10 protein-coding genes are annotated in these 18,281 nt (G+C 43.2%); 8 read left to right on the forward strand and 2 right to left on the reverse strand.

What is annotated here, in order from left to right; all coding sequences use genetic code 11:
* The first annotated feature begins 339 nt into the window (after window positions 1–339).
* Window positions 340–945, forward strand: coding sequence for a vWA domain-containing protein (locus CDC37_RS01915; RefSeq protein ID WP_096625817.1), 606 nt, complete (start codon window positions 340–342; stop codon window positions 943–945).
* Between the two features lie 1,648 nt (window positions 946–2,593).
* Here the strand turns inward: CDC37_RS01915 and CDC37_RS01920 are convergent.
* Window positions 2,594–3,691 carry a glycosyltransferase family 4 protein gene (locus tag CDC37_RS01920; RefSeq protein ID WP_096620236.1) on the reverse strand — a complete coding sequence of 366 codons (1,098 nt, stop codon included), beginning with the start codon at window positions 3,689–3,691 and terminating at the stop codon, window positions 2,594–2,596.
* Window positions 3,692–4,429: 738 nt separating this feature from the next.
* On the opposite strand from CDC37_RS01920, the gene CDC37_RS01925 reads away from it, so the two are divergent.
* On the forward strand, window positions 4,430–6,004 hold the full coding sequence (locus CDC37_RS01925; protein WP_096620237.1) for a DUF1565 domain-containing protein: 1,575 nt from the start codon (window positions 4,430–4,432) through the stop codon (window positions 6,002–6,004).
* A gap of 222 nt (window positions 6,005–6,226) precedes the next feature.
* Here the strand turns inward: CDC37_RS01925 and ribD are convergent, their stop codons facing one another.
* Window positions 6,227–7,306, reverse strand: a complete 1,080-nt coding sequence (gene ribD, locus CDC37_RS01930) for a bifunctional diaminohydroxyphosphoribosylaminopyrimidine deaminase/5-amino-6-(5-phosphoribosylamino)uracil reductase RibD (RefSeq protein WP_231943535.1) — start codon at window positions 7,304–7,306, stop codon at window positions 6,227–6,229.
* Between the two features lie 1,138 nt (window positions 7,307–8,444).
* Between ribD and dnaK the strand changes: the two genes are divergently transcribed.
* The 6 genes from dnaK (at window position 8,445) to CDC37_RS01960 (ending at window position 18,272) form a co-directional block, all read left to right on the forward strand.
* Window positions 8,445–10,346, forward strand: coding sequence for a molecular chaperone DnaK (gene dnaK / locus CDC37_RS01935; protein ID WP_096620239.1), 1,902 nt, complete (start codon window positions 8,445–8,447; stop codon window positions 10,344–10,346).
* A 247-nt stretch (window positions 10,347–10,593) separates the two neighbouring features.
* Window positions 10,594–12,738 carry a S8 family peptidase gene (locus CDC37_RS01940; protein ID WP_096620240.1) on the forward strand — a complete coding sequence of 715 codons (2,145 nt, stop codon included), beginning with the start codon at window positions 10,594–10,596 and terminating at the stop codon, window positions 12,736–12,738.
* Between the two features lie 183 nt (window positions 12,739–12,921).
* The gene (locus CDC37_RS01945) at window positions 12,922–15,393 is read left to right on the forward strand and encodes a CHAT domain-containing protein (protein ID WP_096620241.1); all 2,472 of its coding nucleotides are present in this window, start codon (window positions 12,922–12,924) and stop codon (window positions 15,391–15,393) included.
* Window positions 15,394–15,749: 356 nt separating this feature from the next.
* Complete coding sequence (locus CDC37_RS01950; protein ID WP_096620242.1) at window positions 15,750–17,006, forward strand: competence/damage-inducible protein A; 1,257 nt, start codon at window positions 15,750–15,752, stop codon at window positions 17,004–17,006.
* A 229-nt stretch (window positions 17,007–17,235) separates the two neighbouring features.
* Window positions 17,236–17,712 carry an STAS-like domain-containing protein gene (locus CDC37_RS01955; protein ID WP_231943191.1) on the forward strand — a complete coding sequence of 159 codons (477 nt, stop codon included), beginning with the start codon at window positions 17,236–17,238 and terminating at the stop codon, window positions 17,710–17,712.
* Window positions 17,709–18,272, forward strand: a complete 564-nt coding sequence (locus CDC37_RS01960) for a type II toxin-antitoxin system VapC family toxin (protein WP_096620243.1) — start codon at window positions 17,709–17,711, stop codon at window positions 18,270–18,272. Before CDC37_RS01955 ends, CDC37_RS01960 begins: the two co-directional genes overlap by 4 nt.
* Window positions 18,273–18,281: the final 9 nt, after the last annotated feature.

An 18,281-nucleotide genomic window follows, 5' to 3' on the forward strand; every position in this document is an offset into this window, starting at 1 on the left:
CACCTAATATCGTTTACGCTAATGCTTGCGACATATCAGGGGCTGTAACTAACCGTTGATTATTCTAGTTTCATGTATTGCACAGTACAAGAAAATCGATATAACAATTAATTACAATTAATTCAACTTTTCCCAGGCTATTTTTAGCCTCAAAAATATCAAATATCAAAGTCCCCGTATTGCTACCTGTCAACCGTCAACAAACCAAAAGAGAAATATATTAGCCTCCAAACCTCCAAAGTATAATTTTATTACACTCATGATTGCTGCGAATTGCATCGGAATCGGAGAATGTGGGTTAAACTAATCACGAAAGTATAACCAGAAAGGAGTATGAAAATGCTGGAAAATCGTGATTACACCCTCATCATCGATAAAAGCGGCAGCATGGCCACACCTGACCAGAAAGGAGGGAAAAGTCGCTGGGTCGCAGCTCAAGAATCAACCTTTGCCCTCGCTGCCAAATGTGAGCAATTTGACCCCGATGGAATTACTGTTTACGTATTTTCCGGTAAATTTAAGCGCTATGAAGATGTGACATCTAGTAAGGTATCCCAAATTTTTATGGAAAATGACCCTTCGGGAACCACTGATTTAGCCGGGGTTTTAAAACATGCTACAGATAACTACTTTCAACGCAAACGGGCTGGACAAACCAAACCAAATGGAGAGACAATTCTGGTGATAACTGATGGAGAACCTGATGACCGGAAAGCGGTGATGCGGGTTATAATTGAAACCTCACGCCAAATGGAACGGGATGAGGAATTAGCTATTTCCTTTATCCAAGTTGGTACAGACCCGCAAGCAACCCGTTTTCTCAAGGTTCTAGACGATGAGTTACAAAGTGCAGGGGCAAAATTTGACATTTGCGACACCATCACAATGGAAGATATAGAAGATATGAGTTTATCGGAAGTGCTGTTGAATGCAATTACCGATTAATATCGTTGACGCTAATGCTTGCTCTATATTAGGGGCTGTAACCGTTGATTATTCTAGTTTCATTTATATCAAAGTACAAGAGAATCGATATAAGTCGGTGGTGTTGCTGAATTTGAGCATGGATTATAATTAGGTCAGGGTCTGCGGAAAAAGTCTTTTCGTGAGGGTAGGGAATAGGGAGAGACGCCATATATCGCGTCTGTAAAGGGAGTAGCTTTAACCCAATAATTCTAGTTTGCACAAGACCAAAAAAATGACAAATGCCAAGTTTTTCAGCCTTACATACCTACTTAGAAAGCACTTTTTGCGACTAAAATTTCCTCGAATTCTTTGTGAAATATAGAGACGCGATATATCGCGTCTTTTTTTTCCGCAAACCCTAATTTACAATTTTGTATTAAATTCGTATTCAAACCAATATTCTCCTAGAGACGTAGCATTGCTACGTTTATTCAGGTTGCACAACAACACCTTGCGCCATATATTCTTGACGGAGAGTAATTCCCGGCTGTAGATACACCCCCCCATCGCTGGGCATCCATAATGGGGTAGTTTTAGTGCAATCAAATAAACGCATAAGTACTTTAGGAGGGGGAGTGTCAACCCAGAGGAATTTTTCTTATGCAAAATACTTGGCGATCGCAACAATACTGTATTCCGTATTCCGCAACACCTGATTGATTAGTTATTTTAATATACGAAAACGCAAATTTCTGCACTTTCCCATCTTGACGCTTTTTTGTCAATAAATTTCGGCTTTTTCTCAATATTAATGATTTTATTGTCAATAAACCAACGAAATTATAGTACTTTCCGGACTGATTATTGACATCTTGACAAATCCCAGGTAGTATATAGTAAAATGCCGCCGGTGCTATACAATCAAAAAATTGAAGATAAATCAATAGGGTTATCCTTTCAGTCAAGGATAACCGTTTTAATTTTAATTAATTTCCGATTTGTTGTTCAGGTTTTACTTGTTTGACCTATGGGTTTAGTTGGGTACTCTAGGGGAAGTAAGCTACCCCTGCACCATTGCTGACAAGTTAATCTCATTGGTCATTTGTAAATAAGTGATAATACTCAGTGATAATACTCAAAATCTTGTCAAAATCTGGATGAATAAACATGATTTTGAAGGATGCGATCGCTAAATTTTCAATTCACTTTTCAGGATAATTAAGAGTTGACAAAACTAACTTTCACCTTAACTTATCACGAATACCCCTGCACCTTTAATGTTACTTAAAGTGAGTTCGATGAACCTCACCCCAACCCCTCTGTGACTTCCCAGAGGGACAGGAAATCCGGAGTTTTCAATCAATAATCAATTCTTGCAAAACCTCTGTTCCCAAGAAAGAGAGCTTTGGAGAGGGATTATTTGTATCTGTTGAATTCACGTTTATTTAATGAGGAAACGCTATAGACCATAAGATAGAGAAAAATAAGGAAAAAACACGGTTTGGAGCCGTGTTTTTGCGTATTTTTACTATCGTCAAAGGTTTTTGTGCAGAGATTTGTCAGTAAGTGGTGTTTAGAGTGAATCTGAGCTTGAAATTTATGTTGTGTGAATTAGATTCAGAGAATAATCAAAAATTATTCCCCTGCAATTAACTATTTCCAGTTAATCGCAGTTGGCAAAAAACAATTAACGCTCAAACTTTAACGTCATTAGGGACTCCAAAGATGCTTTTAAAGACTGCAAAGACCAATTTCCCGGATGGCGATATTTGAGAATTTGCTCGTAGATAGCTTCGTATCCATCCACCATCGTTGCAACGCTAAAATTTTCCACCACCCACGAACGACATTTTTTGCGGTCAAGTTGAAGTGCTGCTGGAATTAGTGATGCCATCTCTTCGTAACTTTCGCAGATAAAACCGCTTTCCCCATGAGCAATCACTTCTGGAACAGAACCCATTTTCATCGCAATTACCGGGGTTCCCGTTGCCATTGACTCAATCATCACTAAACCAAATGGCTCATCCCAGGTAATGGGAAATAGGGTTGCAGACGCATTCCCTAACAATTCTGCTTTCTGAGTATGGTTAAGTTCTCCTAAAAACTCAATTTGTTTCCCATCAATATGGGGAGCAATTTCTGATTCAAAAAACTCTCGATCAACAACGTCTACCTTTCCTGCTAATTTTAAATGCCAACCCGTTGCGATCGCAATTTTAATTGCGTGTTGAGGTCCTTTTTCTGGTGAGAATCTCCCTAAAAATGCTAAATAGGGCGGTTGTTGAGGTTTTTCAATAAACGGAAACTCTTCAACACAAATACCGTTGTAAACTGTCCCGACATAGTTTAAATCCAGCTGACGTTGAGCATTACTAATGCTAATAAACGGCTGATTTTTGTGCTGGCTAAAAACCCTGCTATTATCACGGGTAAACCGACCATGTAACGTGTGAACAGTTGGTGTATCAACCATTGCTGCTAAAGGCAATGACCAAACCCCCACGTGGGAATGGATAATATCGAATTCCACCGCACGTTGGTACACCTGACTGGTTTCAGCTAGCTCGTACATCATGGGTTCGCGAATTTCCCTGTCAAATCGTAATGCCCGTGGAGTAACGGCTTCAAGTTTAGCTAGGGTTTGCGAATCTCCCGACGCGAACAAAGTCACATCATGACCACGACGAACTAACTCATCGGTCAAGCGACTAACTACAAGTTCAATCCCTCCATAGGTAATGGGGGGAACCTGTTCCCAAGGGGGGGCAATTTGTGCAATTTTCATACGTTGTTATAGGTTTCGGCTATGAAAGCTCAGATTCACAACATTGAATTGACTTCAATGCAACTAATCCAAATACACCACTTTGACAATCTGGACTTAGATGTGATTAGGCGCGAACCGAACCTTTTTAACTTTCTCCTTCGTTGAGTGAGATAGGAAGTTAATTGATTCAAATGCATTATAGGAGCAATTGCCAGGCAACTTCATCTATCTAAAGAGTTAGAAGTATTTCGTTAATTAGATACAAGTTGCTTATACAAAATTAGTTAAATTTAAACTATTTTGGTGTGGAGATAGGAGACCTACATTTCTCGCAAATTTCTCAAAATTATAGGGAGTAGGTAATAGGGAGTAGAAGGAAAATTAATCCGTCACTCAAGACTTATAACTCAATACGCTTGGTGTTAAAGATAACTGTAGGTTGGGTTGAGGCTTTCCATAGACTGTTGATTTTGTGGAAATTTACCCATAAATTCACACAGTTTTTGTGATGATCTCGTCCCCATGCTCCTCGTGGGGACGCATTCTCAGAGGCTCTGTCTCTACATTCTTCAACCCAACCTACCCAATAATCAGACTTTTAAGTCTAACTGAACTGTATTAACTTATAACCTACTTGTGAGAAATCCGGGGGACAGGAGTCAGAAATTAACGGATAATCCAAAATCTAAAATCCAAAATCCCTTGACTGTTAAGATTTAGACGTTACCATGTCTATGTATTTTTTAAAGTATAAATATGACAAATACAATTTACGTAAATCCAGTGACTGGGAACGATAGCGGGAATGCGGGGAATTCTCCGCAAGCTCCTTTCAAAACCATTACTCGCGCTTTGCGGGGTGCTGTACCGGGAACAACCATTCAATTATCTAATGGCACATATAACACAGATAGTGGTGAAGTTTACCCCCTCACACCTCCAGAGGGGGTAAAAATCCTGGGAAACGAAGCAAATAAAGGTTCTGGTATCCTGATTCAGGGAAGTGGTAATTTTTTGAGTCGAACCTTTGCCCGTCAAAATGTCACTTTTGTGTTGACGAATCGGTCTGAGCTACGGGGGGTGACAGTGACAAACCCAGAAACGAGAGGTACGGGGGTTTGGATTGAATCAACAGCTCCGATTGTTGCCAACTGTACCCTTACTAAGTGTAAGCGGGAAGGAATATTTATCACTGGTGAGGGGAATCCACAAATCCTCCATAACAACTTGATCGAAAATGATGCCAATGGAATTGCGATCGCCAATAATGCTAAAGGGATTATTCAAGGAAACACTTGCTTACGCACGGGTTTTGGAATTGTTGTCAATGGAGCAGCAACACCAAGTTTAATTGGGAATCGGACTACGGAAAATCGCACGGGATTAATCTTTTACGATGATTCCCGTCCGGCTTTACGTGACAATATCAGCGATCGCAATACCCAGGATGGTATGACTTTGTTAGGTAATGTTCAGGTGGATTTTGGTTCCACATCCAGTCCTGGTGGTAATATCTTCCGTGATAACGGTCAATTTGATATTCAAAATGCAAGTAATAACCAATTAGTTTCCGTCGGCAATCAAGTTAACCCCAGTCGGACTAGAGGTAATATTCAGTTTGTTGATACCCAAACACCCACCCCCGTACCACCACCGAATCCGACACCTGTCCCCATCCCCGTACCACCACCGAATCCAACACCAGAACCAGCACCTGTCCCCATCCCCGTACCGACACCAACTCCTACTCCCCCAAGCAGTAATTTAACGGATATTTCTGGTCACTGGGCGGAAAAATTTATTCGCGAATTAAACCAGCGAGAAATTATAATTGGATTTCGCGATCGCACTTTTAAACCGGACGCAACCATCACCCGTGCTCAATTTGCGGCTTTAATTGTCAAAGCTTTTAATCCCCGTCCCATTCGTCAAGGGAAAAAATTTCGCGACGTTAGCGATAACTTTTGGGCAAATGAAGTCATCCAAAAAGCCTACGAATCAGGTTTTCTATCTGGCTATCCCGACAACACCTTCCATCCTAACCAGAATATTCCCCGTGTCCAAGTCATCGTTTCCCTCGTCAACGGAGCTGGTGTTAACGCTGCCTACAGCCAAAATTTAACCAGATTTGATGATTATACCGACATTCCCGCCTACGCCAAAGAACAAGTTCTCATCGCTCTCAACAACCGAATAATCGTGAATTACCCCAATTTAAACAAACTCAACCCCAACCGTGACGCAACCCGCGCAGAAGTCACCGTCATGGTCTACCAGGTATTAGCTGGACAAAATCGCGTTGCTGCAATTAGTTCACCCTACCTAGTCTAGTATTTTGATGGGTGAGAAAAGGCAGGTAGTAGCGCTAGTCTACGACAACCCTGCGGGTATAGCACCTTGATATTAAAACCTTTTCGAGGCTAAAACCACTACTTCCAACCCCCAGAACTGATGCGATAGACCACTACCATATGTTGTTGATACACTTGACCTGCACTTAGAGCAAAGAAGTGATCAGCCTTGAGTAGTGGGTTGATTTTCCTGCTACTCCCGTCACGGACTGTTATTTTGAGGGGATAAATAGCCTTCAATCAACAAATCAGAAGCGATCGCTCGCACTGTGATATCGTGTAAATTCAAAGCCTGGGTCATTTGTGTCAAACCTAAATCGCCAACAGGTGTAGGTGTATGACTGTTCCCACCAATGATTTTCGGAGCAATAAAGGCGAGAATTTTTTGGATTGAACCATCAGCGATCGCTTTTGCCGCCAACTGTCCACCACATTCCCACAATACATTACAAAATCCCCGTTCATAGAAATATTGCATCACATTCCCTGGAGTTAGGGGAGTTAAATTAACTACTTCCACCCCCGAAGCTTCTAACTGACCCCGTAAACCTGAATTCGCAGTAGGCTCTGTTAACACCAAAGTAGCAGCTTCCTCCGTTTGCCACAAATGAGCATCCACAGGTAAATCTAAAGTCCGACTCATCACCACCCGCAAGGGATTCCGCTTACCAACTTGATGGCTAGTTAAATAGGGATTATCCTTCCTCACCGTATTCCCCCCCACCACCACTGCATCACAGCCAACACGAATTTCATGGACAACTTTGCGTGTCTCCGGACTTGTCACCCAAGCACTATGACCCGTCGTGGTCGCAATTTTCCCATCTAGGGTCATCGCATACTTCAAAATACCCAGAGGACGTTGGCACAAAATCCGGTGGACAAACCCCTCATTTAACTTCCGACAAGCCGCTTCCTCCACCCCAACAACCACCTCAATCCCCGCATCCCGTAAAGTTTTAATCCCCCCACCCGCAACCAACGGATTGGGATCCACCATCCCCACCACGACCTTAGCCACACCAGCCTTCACCAAAGCCTGGGAACAGGGGGGAGTCCGACCATAATGATTACAGGGTTCTAAACTCACATAAACCGTTGCACCACGAGCCAATTCCCCCGCAGAACGCAGTGCAAACACCTCCGCATGGGGTTCCCCAGCTTTGGGATGAAAACCCTCCCCCACCACCTTACCATCCCGCACAACCACCGCACCCACCATCGGATTGGGAGAAGTACATCCCTTTGCCTTTAACGCCAACTCCAAACACCTTCGCATCATCGCGCGGTCAAAATCCGTACCCACCCCCGACCCAGAGTCAGAAGGAGGTAAATCAATCGATTCCCCATTCAACGACAACCGCCAAGCATCAGCAGCTAAAAACAGTGAAGATGTATCCATAATCCCAAGGTCGTGAATAACTATTAATTCTAATGCCTAAATCGCAGTCCAAACTGTTTCCGGTGACAGGGAGTTTTGGATTTTGGATTTAAGTAGGGTTTGTAGAAAAAGTCTTTTAGTGAGGGTGGAGAATAGGGAGAGACGCGACATGTCGCGTCTGTACTCTCCAAGGAAAAATCAGCTTTATAACCCCATGTCCAGAGTCAGGACGATAGACAAAATAGTGATAATTAATACCTGACAAACATCCTCTTAGTAAGGATAAAGAACAGGGAATCGGCAGAGACGCTACATAACATATCGCGTCTTTGCCGACTCCTCCCAATTCCCCACTCCCAAAAAAACAATAAGTTAAGTATTAAAAGCGACTTTTAAAACAACCTCTTACGGATACGTGCAAGGTTGTCGGAGAAAACGCCATTGGACATCTATGGATTAAAAACCCTTACATCGCAACATCTTCCAACATTTATATCTTTCAGTTGTTGGCGATAAAACCAATCTCCTGTTTCCCTCCCATTCCCTCCTATTCCCCATCCAAAATCTCCAAATCTCCTGTCACCTTTTATTTTGACGGCAAACACGACCTACAGATTACGGTTGTTGCGAATTACTTAATGTATTAATTCTCATACATTAGACAGAGTAAATGAAATTAATATGTGTGACCGCAAAACATAAGCACAGGTTGAACCGACCAATCCCAGGTTCGGGAAACCACCCTTCATGGACAAGGCTGCATCGGCCCAGTATATATAACAGCATAGCCGTGGGTTTTACCCCAAGCATTGCCAATCCAAAACTAATCTAGCTGCACAGGCTGATTTTTTCAGATCGGCAGGTTCAAGCATTTAGTCTTTATTTGCCATCTCAATTTGGAAGTAAGATTGCGAGTGAACAACAGATTGACAGAATTCTGAATTAGGAAGACTTCTGCAATCTTAAACCTCAAATCCCAAATCCAAAATGGCATTAACTCCCATTGAATTTTTTGTAGTAAACGGAGCCAGCACCTACAATGGCAAAAGTAGTTGGAATTGACTTAGGTACAACTAACTCCTGCGTAGCAGTAATGGAAGGTGGTAAACCCACGGTTATTGCTAACGCAGAAGGTTTTCGGACAACACCCTCGGTTGTGGCGTTTGCCAAAAATGGCGATACCTTGGTTGGTCAAATCGCCAAGCGTCAAGCCGTAATGAACCCCGAAAATACTTTCTATTCGGTCAAACGCTTTATTGGTCGCAAATACGAAGAAGTTACAAACGAAACTACAGAAGTTTCCTATAAAGTCATCCGCAGTGGTGATAATGTTAAATTAGATTGTCCTGGTGCTGGAAAACAATTTGCACCGGAAGAAATTTCTGCCAAAGTTTTACGTAAACTTGTAGAAGATGCAAGTAAGTATTTGGGTGAAACCGTCACCCAAGCGGTAATTACTGTACCTGCTTATTTCAACGACTCCCAGCGTCAAGCCACCAAGGATGCAGGTAAAATTGCCGGGATTGAAGTTCTGAGAATTATCAACGAACCCACAGCAGCTTCCTTGGCTTACGGTTTTGATAAGAAGAGTAACGAGACTATTCTCGTATTTGACCTTGGTGGTGGTACCTTTGACGTATCAATTTTGGAAGTTGGTGACGGTGTTTTTGAAGTATTAGCCACTTCCGGTGATACCCACCTAGGTGGTGACGATTTTGACAAAAAAATCGTTGATTATTTGGCGGAAGAATTTAAAAAACAGGAAGGTATTGACCTACGTAAAGACCGTCAAGCCCTACAAAGGTTAACGGAAGCAGCAGAGAAAGCCAAAATTGAACTTTCTAGCGTTACTCAAGCGGAAATTAACCTACCATTTATCACCGCAACTCAAGACGGTCCCAAGCACTTAGAAATGGTGCTAACTAGAGCCAAATTTGAAGAACTCTGTTCCGACTTGATTGACCGTTGTCGTGTTCCCGTAGAAAACGCCCTGCGTGATGCTAAACTCAGCAAAGACAGCATCGATGAAGTGGTTTTAGTGGGTGGTTCCACCCGGATTCCCGCAGTCCAACAGTTAGTTAAAAACATGTTGGGTAAGGAACCCAACCAAACCGTCAACCCCGATGAAGTAGTTGCAGTTGGTGCAGCCATTCAAGCTGGTGTGTTAGCGGGTGATGTTACAGGTATTCTGTTATTAGACGTGACTCCCTTGTCCTTGGGTGTGGAAACCTTGGGTGGAGTGATGACCAAAATTATTCCTCGCAACACCACCATCCCCACCAAGAAATCCGAGGTCTTTTCCACCGCAGTCGATGGACAAACCAACGTGGAAATTCACGTTCTCCAAGGGGAACGGGAAATGGCTGCCGACAACAAGAGCTTGGGAACCTTCCGTTTAGATGGAATTCCTCCCGCACCCCGTGGTGTACCGCAAATCGAAGTTGTGTTTGATATCGATGCTAACGGTATCTTGAACGTTACCGCAAAGGATAAGGGTACTGGTAAAGAGCAATCCATCAGTATTACCGGTGCTTCCACCTTGGATAAAGCTGATGTGGAACGAATGGTACGGGATGCAGAGCAAAATGCTGCTGCTGACAAAGAACGTCGGGAAAAAATCGACCGCAAAAACCAAGCTGATTCCCTTGCATACCAAGCGGAGAAACAAATTCAAGAGCTTGGTGACAAAGTTCCCGCAGCCGACAAAGAGAAAATTAACGGTTTAGTCAAAGAACTCAAGGATGCGGTGGCAAAAGAGGACGACGACACCATCAAGCGGCTAATGCCGGAATTACAACAGGCATTATTCCAAGTTGGTAGCAATATTTACCAACAACAGGGAACTGGTGATGCTGGAACTGATGGTTCTAGTGCAGGTAGTACCGGTTCTACTTCCGGTGGTGACGATGTGATTGATGCGGATTTTACGGAAACCAAGTAGAAATTAGTGATTTTTGATAGTCTTGAAGGCGCGATCGCTCGCGCCTTTTTGTTTTGGGGAAATTCAACCTCATACCTATTCAAAAATATTTGCAATAATTTCAGACGTGATATATCGCGTCTTAATTACAGGCAATCTTCATGGAGAATAGGTGTAAATTCCGTTGGTGGGAATAGGTGGGGAGGTGCTATCAATGAAAGACATTACATTAATTTATTTCATTGACTAAAATCCCAATTATTTGGATATGAAACCGAATTTACCACCTATTTTCCTTATTAGTAGCCTATTTATTTCCAGTTTTGCCCCCTTAATAGCTATTCATCCAGCGATCGCGCAAACAAATCCATCCCCGTCGGAGGAATTATTTTACACCTTCAAAGGGGAAAAAATCCGACTCAGACAACGCCAAGATGCGATCGCGGTTGCGTTTAAGCAGGTGACAACCAGGGGAACTAGTTCTAGTTCTCCTTTGATTTTTCAGTTGGAGCAGGATTTGCAGAAAACGGGGGTGCGAGGGGGTGGGAGTAAACCGCAGGTGAGTTCTTTGGGGACAAATTACGCAATTGTGAATATTCCCAGGGGTGTAAGTGTTAGTACCATTCAAGCTAATATCCAACAGCAACCCTACGTCCAAGGAACCTTACCCGTACTCACACGGGAAAATTCCCAGGAAACCATCGTTTTACCCCAGGAAATAATTCTGCGCTTTGCACCGGAAATGAGTCAACGCGATCGCGATCGCATTCTCGCGGAACATGACCTCAAGCTGGTTCGCAGTTTACGCTATGCCAAAAATTTTTATCTGGTTCGACCAAACAACTCAATTGGTACAAGAATTTTAGGTCTTTCCGAAAAACTGGGTCAAATTAGGGGTGTTAGTTCTGCAACACCCAATTTTATTCAGTCGGTTCCCACTTCACCTGTTCGACTTGATAGTATTTTCGGTCGCTCCCGATCTGCAAACAAGCAATTAAAAACCAGTAAAAGTATTCTCCCGGCAGAAGATTATTTAGGTTTTCAATGGCATCTTGATAGTACCCCTCTGCAACAGTGTCTACAACAGAATGCTTCTTTGGAGCAACTTCCTGATTGTCTCAAAAGTAAATCTTCCCGTGACCAGGGAAAAAATGTCAGTCAACGTACTGACTTGCGAGTTAAGGAAGCTTGGGTACGCAGTCCTAACAAGGGTAAGGATGTAGTTGTCGCGGTGATCGACAGTTTAATCCAGTGGAATCACCCAGACTTACAGGCTAACCTACACACCATCACTGCTGCTGATCAATGTCCTGGGGAAAAACACGGTTGGGATTTTTCTGAACCACCCCCCCTCAATAATCCTAACCCCTGTGCAATTGGTGACAACGACACCCGCGCTAACCCTTTGGAATTAACTATCCTCAAACGCAGGTTTCAAGAAACATTTCAGTTATCGGACGCGGAATTTCTTGCTCGCTATCCCCGGTATGCGGAAGCTGTGAGGGGATATTTTCCCGGTATATCTCCTAGGGCAGCAGCAGCTAAACTACGGGAATATTTCCGTCTGGAAATTGGTAGCGAATATCACGGTACCTGGGTAAGTGGGGTAATTGCGGCAAAACCCAGCACCTCCCAAGGATTAATTGGAGTCGCACCTAACGCCAAGATTGTACCAGTAAGAGTATTCGGTCTGAATGGTAGTATTTTTATCGAATCTTACTTAGAAGCCCTAGCCTATGCAGCAGCAAGGGGTGCAGATGTCATTAATTTGAGTTTAGGGGCAATGATGCCTAATGATAGCGAACAGCAGCTAATTCAACAAATCCTCCAGGAAAAACCCAATTTAGTTATAGTTGCTTCATCGGGAAACAGTAATTATCCCCAAGTCGGCTTTCCTGCGGGTTATGATGGGGTACTATCGGTCGGTGCAAGCAACTTACAGGGAAATCGTGCTGCCTATAGTAACTATGGTATTGGTTTAGACGTGATTGCACCCGGTGGAGATATCGAAACACCAGGTTGGTTTGGTGGAATTGCGACTACAGGGGGTACGTGGATGGAAGCATATTGGCAAGGTTTACCAGCTGCGCAACAGCGTTGGGGTCCGGTTATCGATAATCGTGGTCGGTATTGGTGGGTACAGGGTACGTCATTTTCCGCACCTGCTGTATCTGGAGTTGTGGCTTTGATGAAGGGTGAAGACAGGAAGAAAACCCTGAACCGCGATCGCATTTTGCAAATCCTTCAGTCTACAGCTAGTTATCAACCTTTAACTCTGACACCTCAAGAGGTTGAACAATATCAAATGTTGAAACAACGGGGTTTGGTTCAGTCTGCGGAGGATGCTCAACGCTTTTTCTTTGGTCGGGGTTTAATTAATGCTGAAGCTGCTGTGGATGCGGTGGTTAGGTAAAGAATGCAGGATACAGGTGGGGTGTTGCTGCATTTGGGGATGAATTATATTTTTTACGTTTTATAATCAAACCCAAATCATCGTTGTGTCGTGTAGAGACGCGATATATCGCGTCTCTACTACTACGATATATCGCGTCTACATCGTGTCCATACAAATAAAATTTTTGGGAATTAAAACAACATGTTTAAATGGAATTTGATATTGATTTTCCTCCCATTATTCCTAGGAAATTCTCTGCCTGGATATGCCCAAAATTTTATATCTATTAATCCCAGAGAAGCGATATATCGCGTCTCTGTTGCCAACAATCGCCAACAATCGGCTGACACAGCTTTAAGAAAAGGCATAGAATTGATGGAAAAAAATGTGTTTTTGGCAGCCCAGGGGGAGTTGGAACAGGCGCTAAAAATATATACACAAAACGGAGATAAACAGGGACAAACTGAGGCTTTAATTCAATTAGCAACCCTGAATTTTTATCAAGAAAAATTTTGGCAAGCCCAACAGTTTATTAATCAAGCCGAATCCACCATTGATAGAACTAGCAATAACCAACAAAGACAAAGATTATTGACAATTCAAGGTTTAATATCCCTAGAAACTGGAGAATACTTAAAAGGACTCAATTATCTCCAAAGAGCAGAAACCGGAATCCGTGATATTGCAGCTAGCAACCTCAATCGAATCGGTTTGGGAATGGCTTACAGATACTTAGGGTGGTATCAAAAATCGCAGCTTTATTTGGAATTAGCAGTGCGATCGCCTGGGAATCAAAACCGTCGAGCCTTGGCTTTAAACACTTTGGGTGATGTGCTGTTTGACCTGGGAAACTACGAACCCGCCGTTGAAAAGTATCAACAGGCACTATCCACCTATTTATCAGTTGGTAATCGTTTGGGTGCTGCTCGCGCTCAGAGAAACTTGGCTAAGATCAAGTTGATTTTAGGGCAAACCCCAGCTGCACAAAAATTATACGCAGAAGCAGAACAACAAGCCAAGGCAATTGGTGCAACAGGTTTACAAGTAGTAATATTAAATGAATTGGGGTTAGTTTATTTACAAACAGGAAATAAAACCAAAGCTTTAGAAAACCTTCAACAAGCTTTAGCGATTACTCGACGGGAGCGCATCACTCCTGTGGTCAGTTTAATTAACCTGGGTTTTTATTATCGCTCCCAAAAACAGTATGAACAAGCCATTAACTATTATGAACAAGGATTAGCCTGGGCGAAAAAAAATGGCGATCGCCTCAACGAAACCAAAGCATTAAACGCTCTAGGGGAAACCCAATTAGAAATGAAACAGCTACCCCAAGCGATCGCGACTTTGCAACGAGGAATAAGTGTTTTTGAATCCTTACGTCCGGGACTACGGGATGAACAAAAAATTTCCCTGTTTGAAACCCAATCCTATGCCTACGGACTGTTACAAACCGCTCTCATCGCCAAGGGTGACGTGAAAACAGCTTTGAGTGTAGCCGAAAAAGCCAGAGCCAGAGCCTTTGCCGAACAATTAGCCATTCGCCTTTCCCAATCCCATTCTACCCCAATTGACCTCACAATTCCCTCTGGGGAGCAAATCCAAGCCACAGCCAAAAAACTCAATTCCACCCTCGTCATCTACTCCATCATTCACAACAGTCAAGGACAGGAGCAAAAACTGTTTACCTGGGTAGTCAATCCCCAAGGGGAAATCAAATTTCACTCCCAAGATATCCACCAACTCAACCTTGCAAATATAACCCCAGATACAGCGAGTCGCGATCGCGGTTTGACTAGTCTTGTACAACAAACCCGCAATGGAATAGTTAAACGCAACTTTCAGGAACCCAATTCCATCCATGGGCAAAAAAGTTATCAAATCCTGATACAACCCATCGTCAACCTGCTTCCCCAACAAACCGATGCCAAAATAATCTTTATTCCTCAAGGTTCCCTGAACCTTGTCCCCTTTGCTGCTCTTGTAGACAATCAAGGCAAATACTTAATCGAAAAATACACAATCTCCACCGCACCTTCACTGCAAATTCTCTCCCTAATCAATCAAAAACCCCCGCACAAATCCCCCTCTCCACCATTAATTATCGGCAATCCCGAACCAATGCCGCAAGACCTTTCCCCCCTTCCCGGTGCAGAAGCAGAAGCAAAAGCGATCGCCCAACTTTTGCAAACCTCCGCCATCACCGGAAAAAATGCCACCGAAGCCGAAGTATTGGCAAAATTACCCAGCGCTGGTATTATTCACCTAGCAACCCACGGTTTATTCGACGAAAAACAAGGTTTACAAAGTGCATTAGCCCTAGTTTCCTCCCCTGGACAGGATGGGATGCTTACTGCACTGGAAGTTCTAGATTTAAAATTGCAAGCAGAAATGGCCGTTTTAAGTGCCTGTGACACTGGTCGTGGGCAAATTACGGGAGATGGGGTAGTCGGATTAGCACGAGCATTCATGGTTGCCGGAGTTCCCAGAGTAATTGTTTCCCTTTGGGCTGTTCCTGATGAACCTACTGCGGAATTAATGAAAGAGTTTTACCACCAAAAACTCAATACACCCGATCGAGTCACCGCTCTACGTCAAGCCATGTTAAAAACCATGAAAAAGTATCCTGAACCCGTCAACTGGGCTGCATTTACCCTGATTGGTCAACACTAAAAAACACTAAATAAAATTCTGCGATCGCCCGGAGAAAAATTGTTTCATTTTCGTGTATCTTCGTCGTCTCCATGCTCTGCCTGGGAATCCATAGCACAGACCAAGAGCGCTGTATTCCAATACGGTTAGTTCTGAGAGGGTGAAAAACACTATCAAACATTTGCAGAACAAGCTTGTTAGAATTAGTCATCGCGACCGGAACCTATCGTCGGGAAGTAATCCCAGAGTTTTTCACGATTACTTCACATATTGAAGAGAAGCACTTATTTTTAACGCCCCACTCCCCATTCCCTATTTACAAACCTATGAGTTTAAATCTATATATGTAGATTCCCACTCCTTAATTTACCATCCCCATGAGTGCAGAAATTATTTGCGTCGGTACTGAATTATTACTGGGTGATATTCTTAACAGTAATGCCCAGTATCTAGCCCAGCAACTAGCCCAATTAGGTATTCCCCATCATTTCCAAACAGTTGTTGGCGACAATAAAGACCGAATTAAGCAAGTAATTGATATTGCCATCAAGCGAGCATCGATTTTAATATTTACCGGGGGACTAGGACCAACACCCGATGATTTGACCTGCGAAACCATTGCCGAATTTTTCCACACACCCCTGATTGAACATCCAGAAATAATTGAAGATATTAGGGCTAAATTTGCAGTTCGGGGACGGGTGATGAGTCCTAGCAACCGCAAACAAGCTTTAATTCCCCAAGGTGCGCAAATACTCCCCAATCCCACCGGAACCGCACCGGGAATGATTTGGAATCCCCGTCCACATTTGCATATCCTCACCTTTCCCGGTGTACCCTCAGAAATGCATCGCATGTGGACGGATACGGCTATTCCCTATCTGTGTAGCCAAGGTTGGGGAACCGAAATTATCTACAGTCGCAGTTTACGATTTTGGGGAATTGGCGAATCGGCTTTAGCGGAGAAAGTTTCCTCCTTTTTTGACCTGACCAATCCCACCGTTGCACCCTATGCGGGGAAAGGGGAAGTGAGATTGCGAATTTCCGCCAAAGCCAAAACGGTAGCTGATGCCCAAGCCCTAATTTTACCAGTGGAGGAGGAAATTAAACAAATTGCCGGCTTAGACTTTTATGGTGTCGATGATGACACCCTAGCCACCGTGGTGGGAGAGATGCTCAAGCAACGACAACAAACCCTATCAGTGGCAGAATCCTGTACTGGTGGTGGCTTAGGACAAATGTTAACGGAAATATCCGGTAGTTCCGAGTATTTTTGGGGGGGGATTATTTCCTACGCAAACTCAGTGAAAATCCAACAATTGGGTGTAAATCCTGATGATATTCACCATTATGGAGCCGTCAGTGCGGAAGTAGCCAAAGCAATGGCAATAGGAGTGAAACAGCGATTAGGAACATCCTGGGGATTAAGTATCACCGGGATTGCTGGACCAACTGGAGGTACGGACAGCAAACCAGTTGGTTTAGTTTATATTGGTCTTGCAGCACCCGACGGTAGTATTCTCAGCCAAGAACATCGATTTGGTAGTAACCGCGATCGCAATTTTATCCGTTTCCTCAGTGCAAATGCAGCCCTTGATTTATTAAGACGTTATTTAGCTGGAAAATTGGCCTAACTTATACGAGAATAATAATAGCTGGCAGGACTTCAAGGTCAAATCAATTTCCCTCCTTGATGTTGGCAAGCTTGTGATGAGTGGTGATTCTAATACAGATAAAAAACTCCTATCCTGCATTTCTCACAAGGGAGTCCCACATATAGTTCATTCACACTCCCCACTCCCTACTCACCGTGAGGTTTGAGGAGTTTGTGAGAAATCCGAACCATATCCCTTAAAACAAAACTTGAAATCAACAAGTATCGCACACACCGGAATGTCAACCAACCTCCAGCTACAATCCAAAAATGATAATGGTATTACCAGTTTTATCATGAGTCTTTCAACCCTCCCAGCCCCACACGCTGAAAATAGCGTCACAATTTGTGTCACCGATGTCCTTGGAGATGTCTACTGCGTTGTCTGCGAGGATGGAAAGCGTGTCTACGAACATATCGCCAGAGCCTTCTTAGCAGGAAAACATGTTTGTTTATCATTCAAAAATGGCGAAGAAATCTCCTCTGCTTTTTTAGCGGAGGTATTTTTACGTTTATACACCAGCTTCTCAGAAGCAAAAATCGAAAATAGTCTCAGTCTTGTGGATGTCGAACCAGAAGATGCTGCCGATATTGCCTGCGTAATCCACGATGTCAAAGATTATTTAAAAGACCCTCAACGGTTTCGGGAGGCAATGATCGAAGTTCTAGGTGACGACTTGGAATGAGTAGAACCGTCTACCCCATTGAATCCTATAAATTTACATCCGAGGATGGTGTCCTATTTGATGCCAATATTTGGATGTATATTTACGGGCCACCAAGTCATATTTCCTCCCAATATCGATACGCCTATACATCTGCCCTCAGACGTATTCGTGGTGCCGGGTGTCGAATTGTTCTCGACGCGTTAGTGTTATCCGAATTCATTAACGCATATGCCCGTTTTTTTTATAACAAATTACCTAACGACCAAAAACCCGGCGATTTTAAAATATTTCGTAATAGTATAAATTTTAAGCCAGTAGCAGAACAAATTGCCCGTCGAGCCAAAAAAATTTTAGATAAATCCGAACCAGCGAAAAGTCATTTTGAATCCAAAGAAATCATATCTATATTAAGTGAATATGCGGGGGGCGAGGCAGACTTTAATGACCAAGTTTTAGCAGAACTGTGTCGCGCTAACGATTTAAAACTAGTCACCCACGATGCCGATTTTACTGCCTCCAATATTACCATATTAACAGCAAACCCCCGTTTACTGAGTCAGCAACAAGGTGAAGGTTAACCGTTAACA

Origin of the sequence: Calothrix sp. NIES-3974, assembly GCF_002368395.1 — a bacterium.
In the GTDB taxonomy this organism is placed as follows: Bacteria; Cyanobacteriota; Cyanobacteriia; order Cyanobacteriales; family Nostocaceae; genus NIES-3974.

What these genes read in the sequence shown, in the direction of transcription:
- dnaK (WP_096620239.1), top strand. Translation starts at nt 8,445, where the DNA reads ATGGCAAAAGTAGTTGGAATTGACTTAGGTACAACTAACTCCTGCGTA.
- ribD (WP_231943535.1), bottom strand. Translation starts at nt 7,306, where the DNA reads ATGATGCGAAGGTGTTTGGAGTTGGCGTTAAAGGCAAAGGGATGTACT.
- CDC37_RS01945 (WP_096620241.1), top strand. Translation starts at nt 12,922, where the DNA reads ATGTTTAAATGGAATTTGATATTGATTTTCCTCCCATTATTCCTAGGA.
- CDC37_RS01950 (WP_096620242.1), top strand. Translation starts at nt 15,750, where the DNA reads ATGAGTGCAGAAATTATTTGCGTCGGTACTGAATTATTACTGGGTGAT.
- CDC37_RS01925 (WP_096620237.1), top strand. Translation starts at nt 4,430, where the DNA reads ATGACAAATACAATTTACGTAAATCCAGTGACTGGGAACGATAGCGGG.
- CDC37_RS01940 (WP_096620240.1), top strand. Translation starts at nt 10,594, where the DNA reads ATGAAACCGAATTTACCACCTATTTTCCTTATTAGTAGCCTATTTATT.
- CDC37_RS01960 (WP_096620243.1), top strand. Translation starts at nt 17,709, where the DNA reads ATGAGTAGAACCGTCTACCCCATTGAATCCTATAAATTTACATCCGAG.
- CDC37_RS01920 (WP_096620236.1), bottom strand. Translation starts at nt 3,691, where the DNA reads ATGAAAATTGCACAAATTGCCCCCCCTTGGGAACAGGTTCCCCCCATT.
- CDC37_RS01915 (WP_096625817.1), top strand. Translation starts at nt 340, where the DNA reads ATGCTGGAAAATCGTGATTACACCCTCATCATCGATAAAAGCGGCAGC.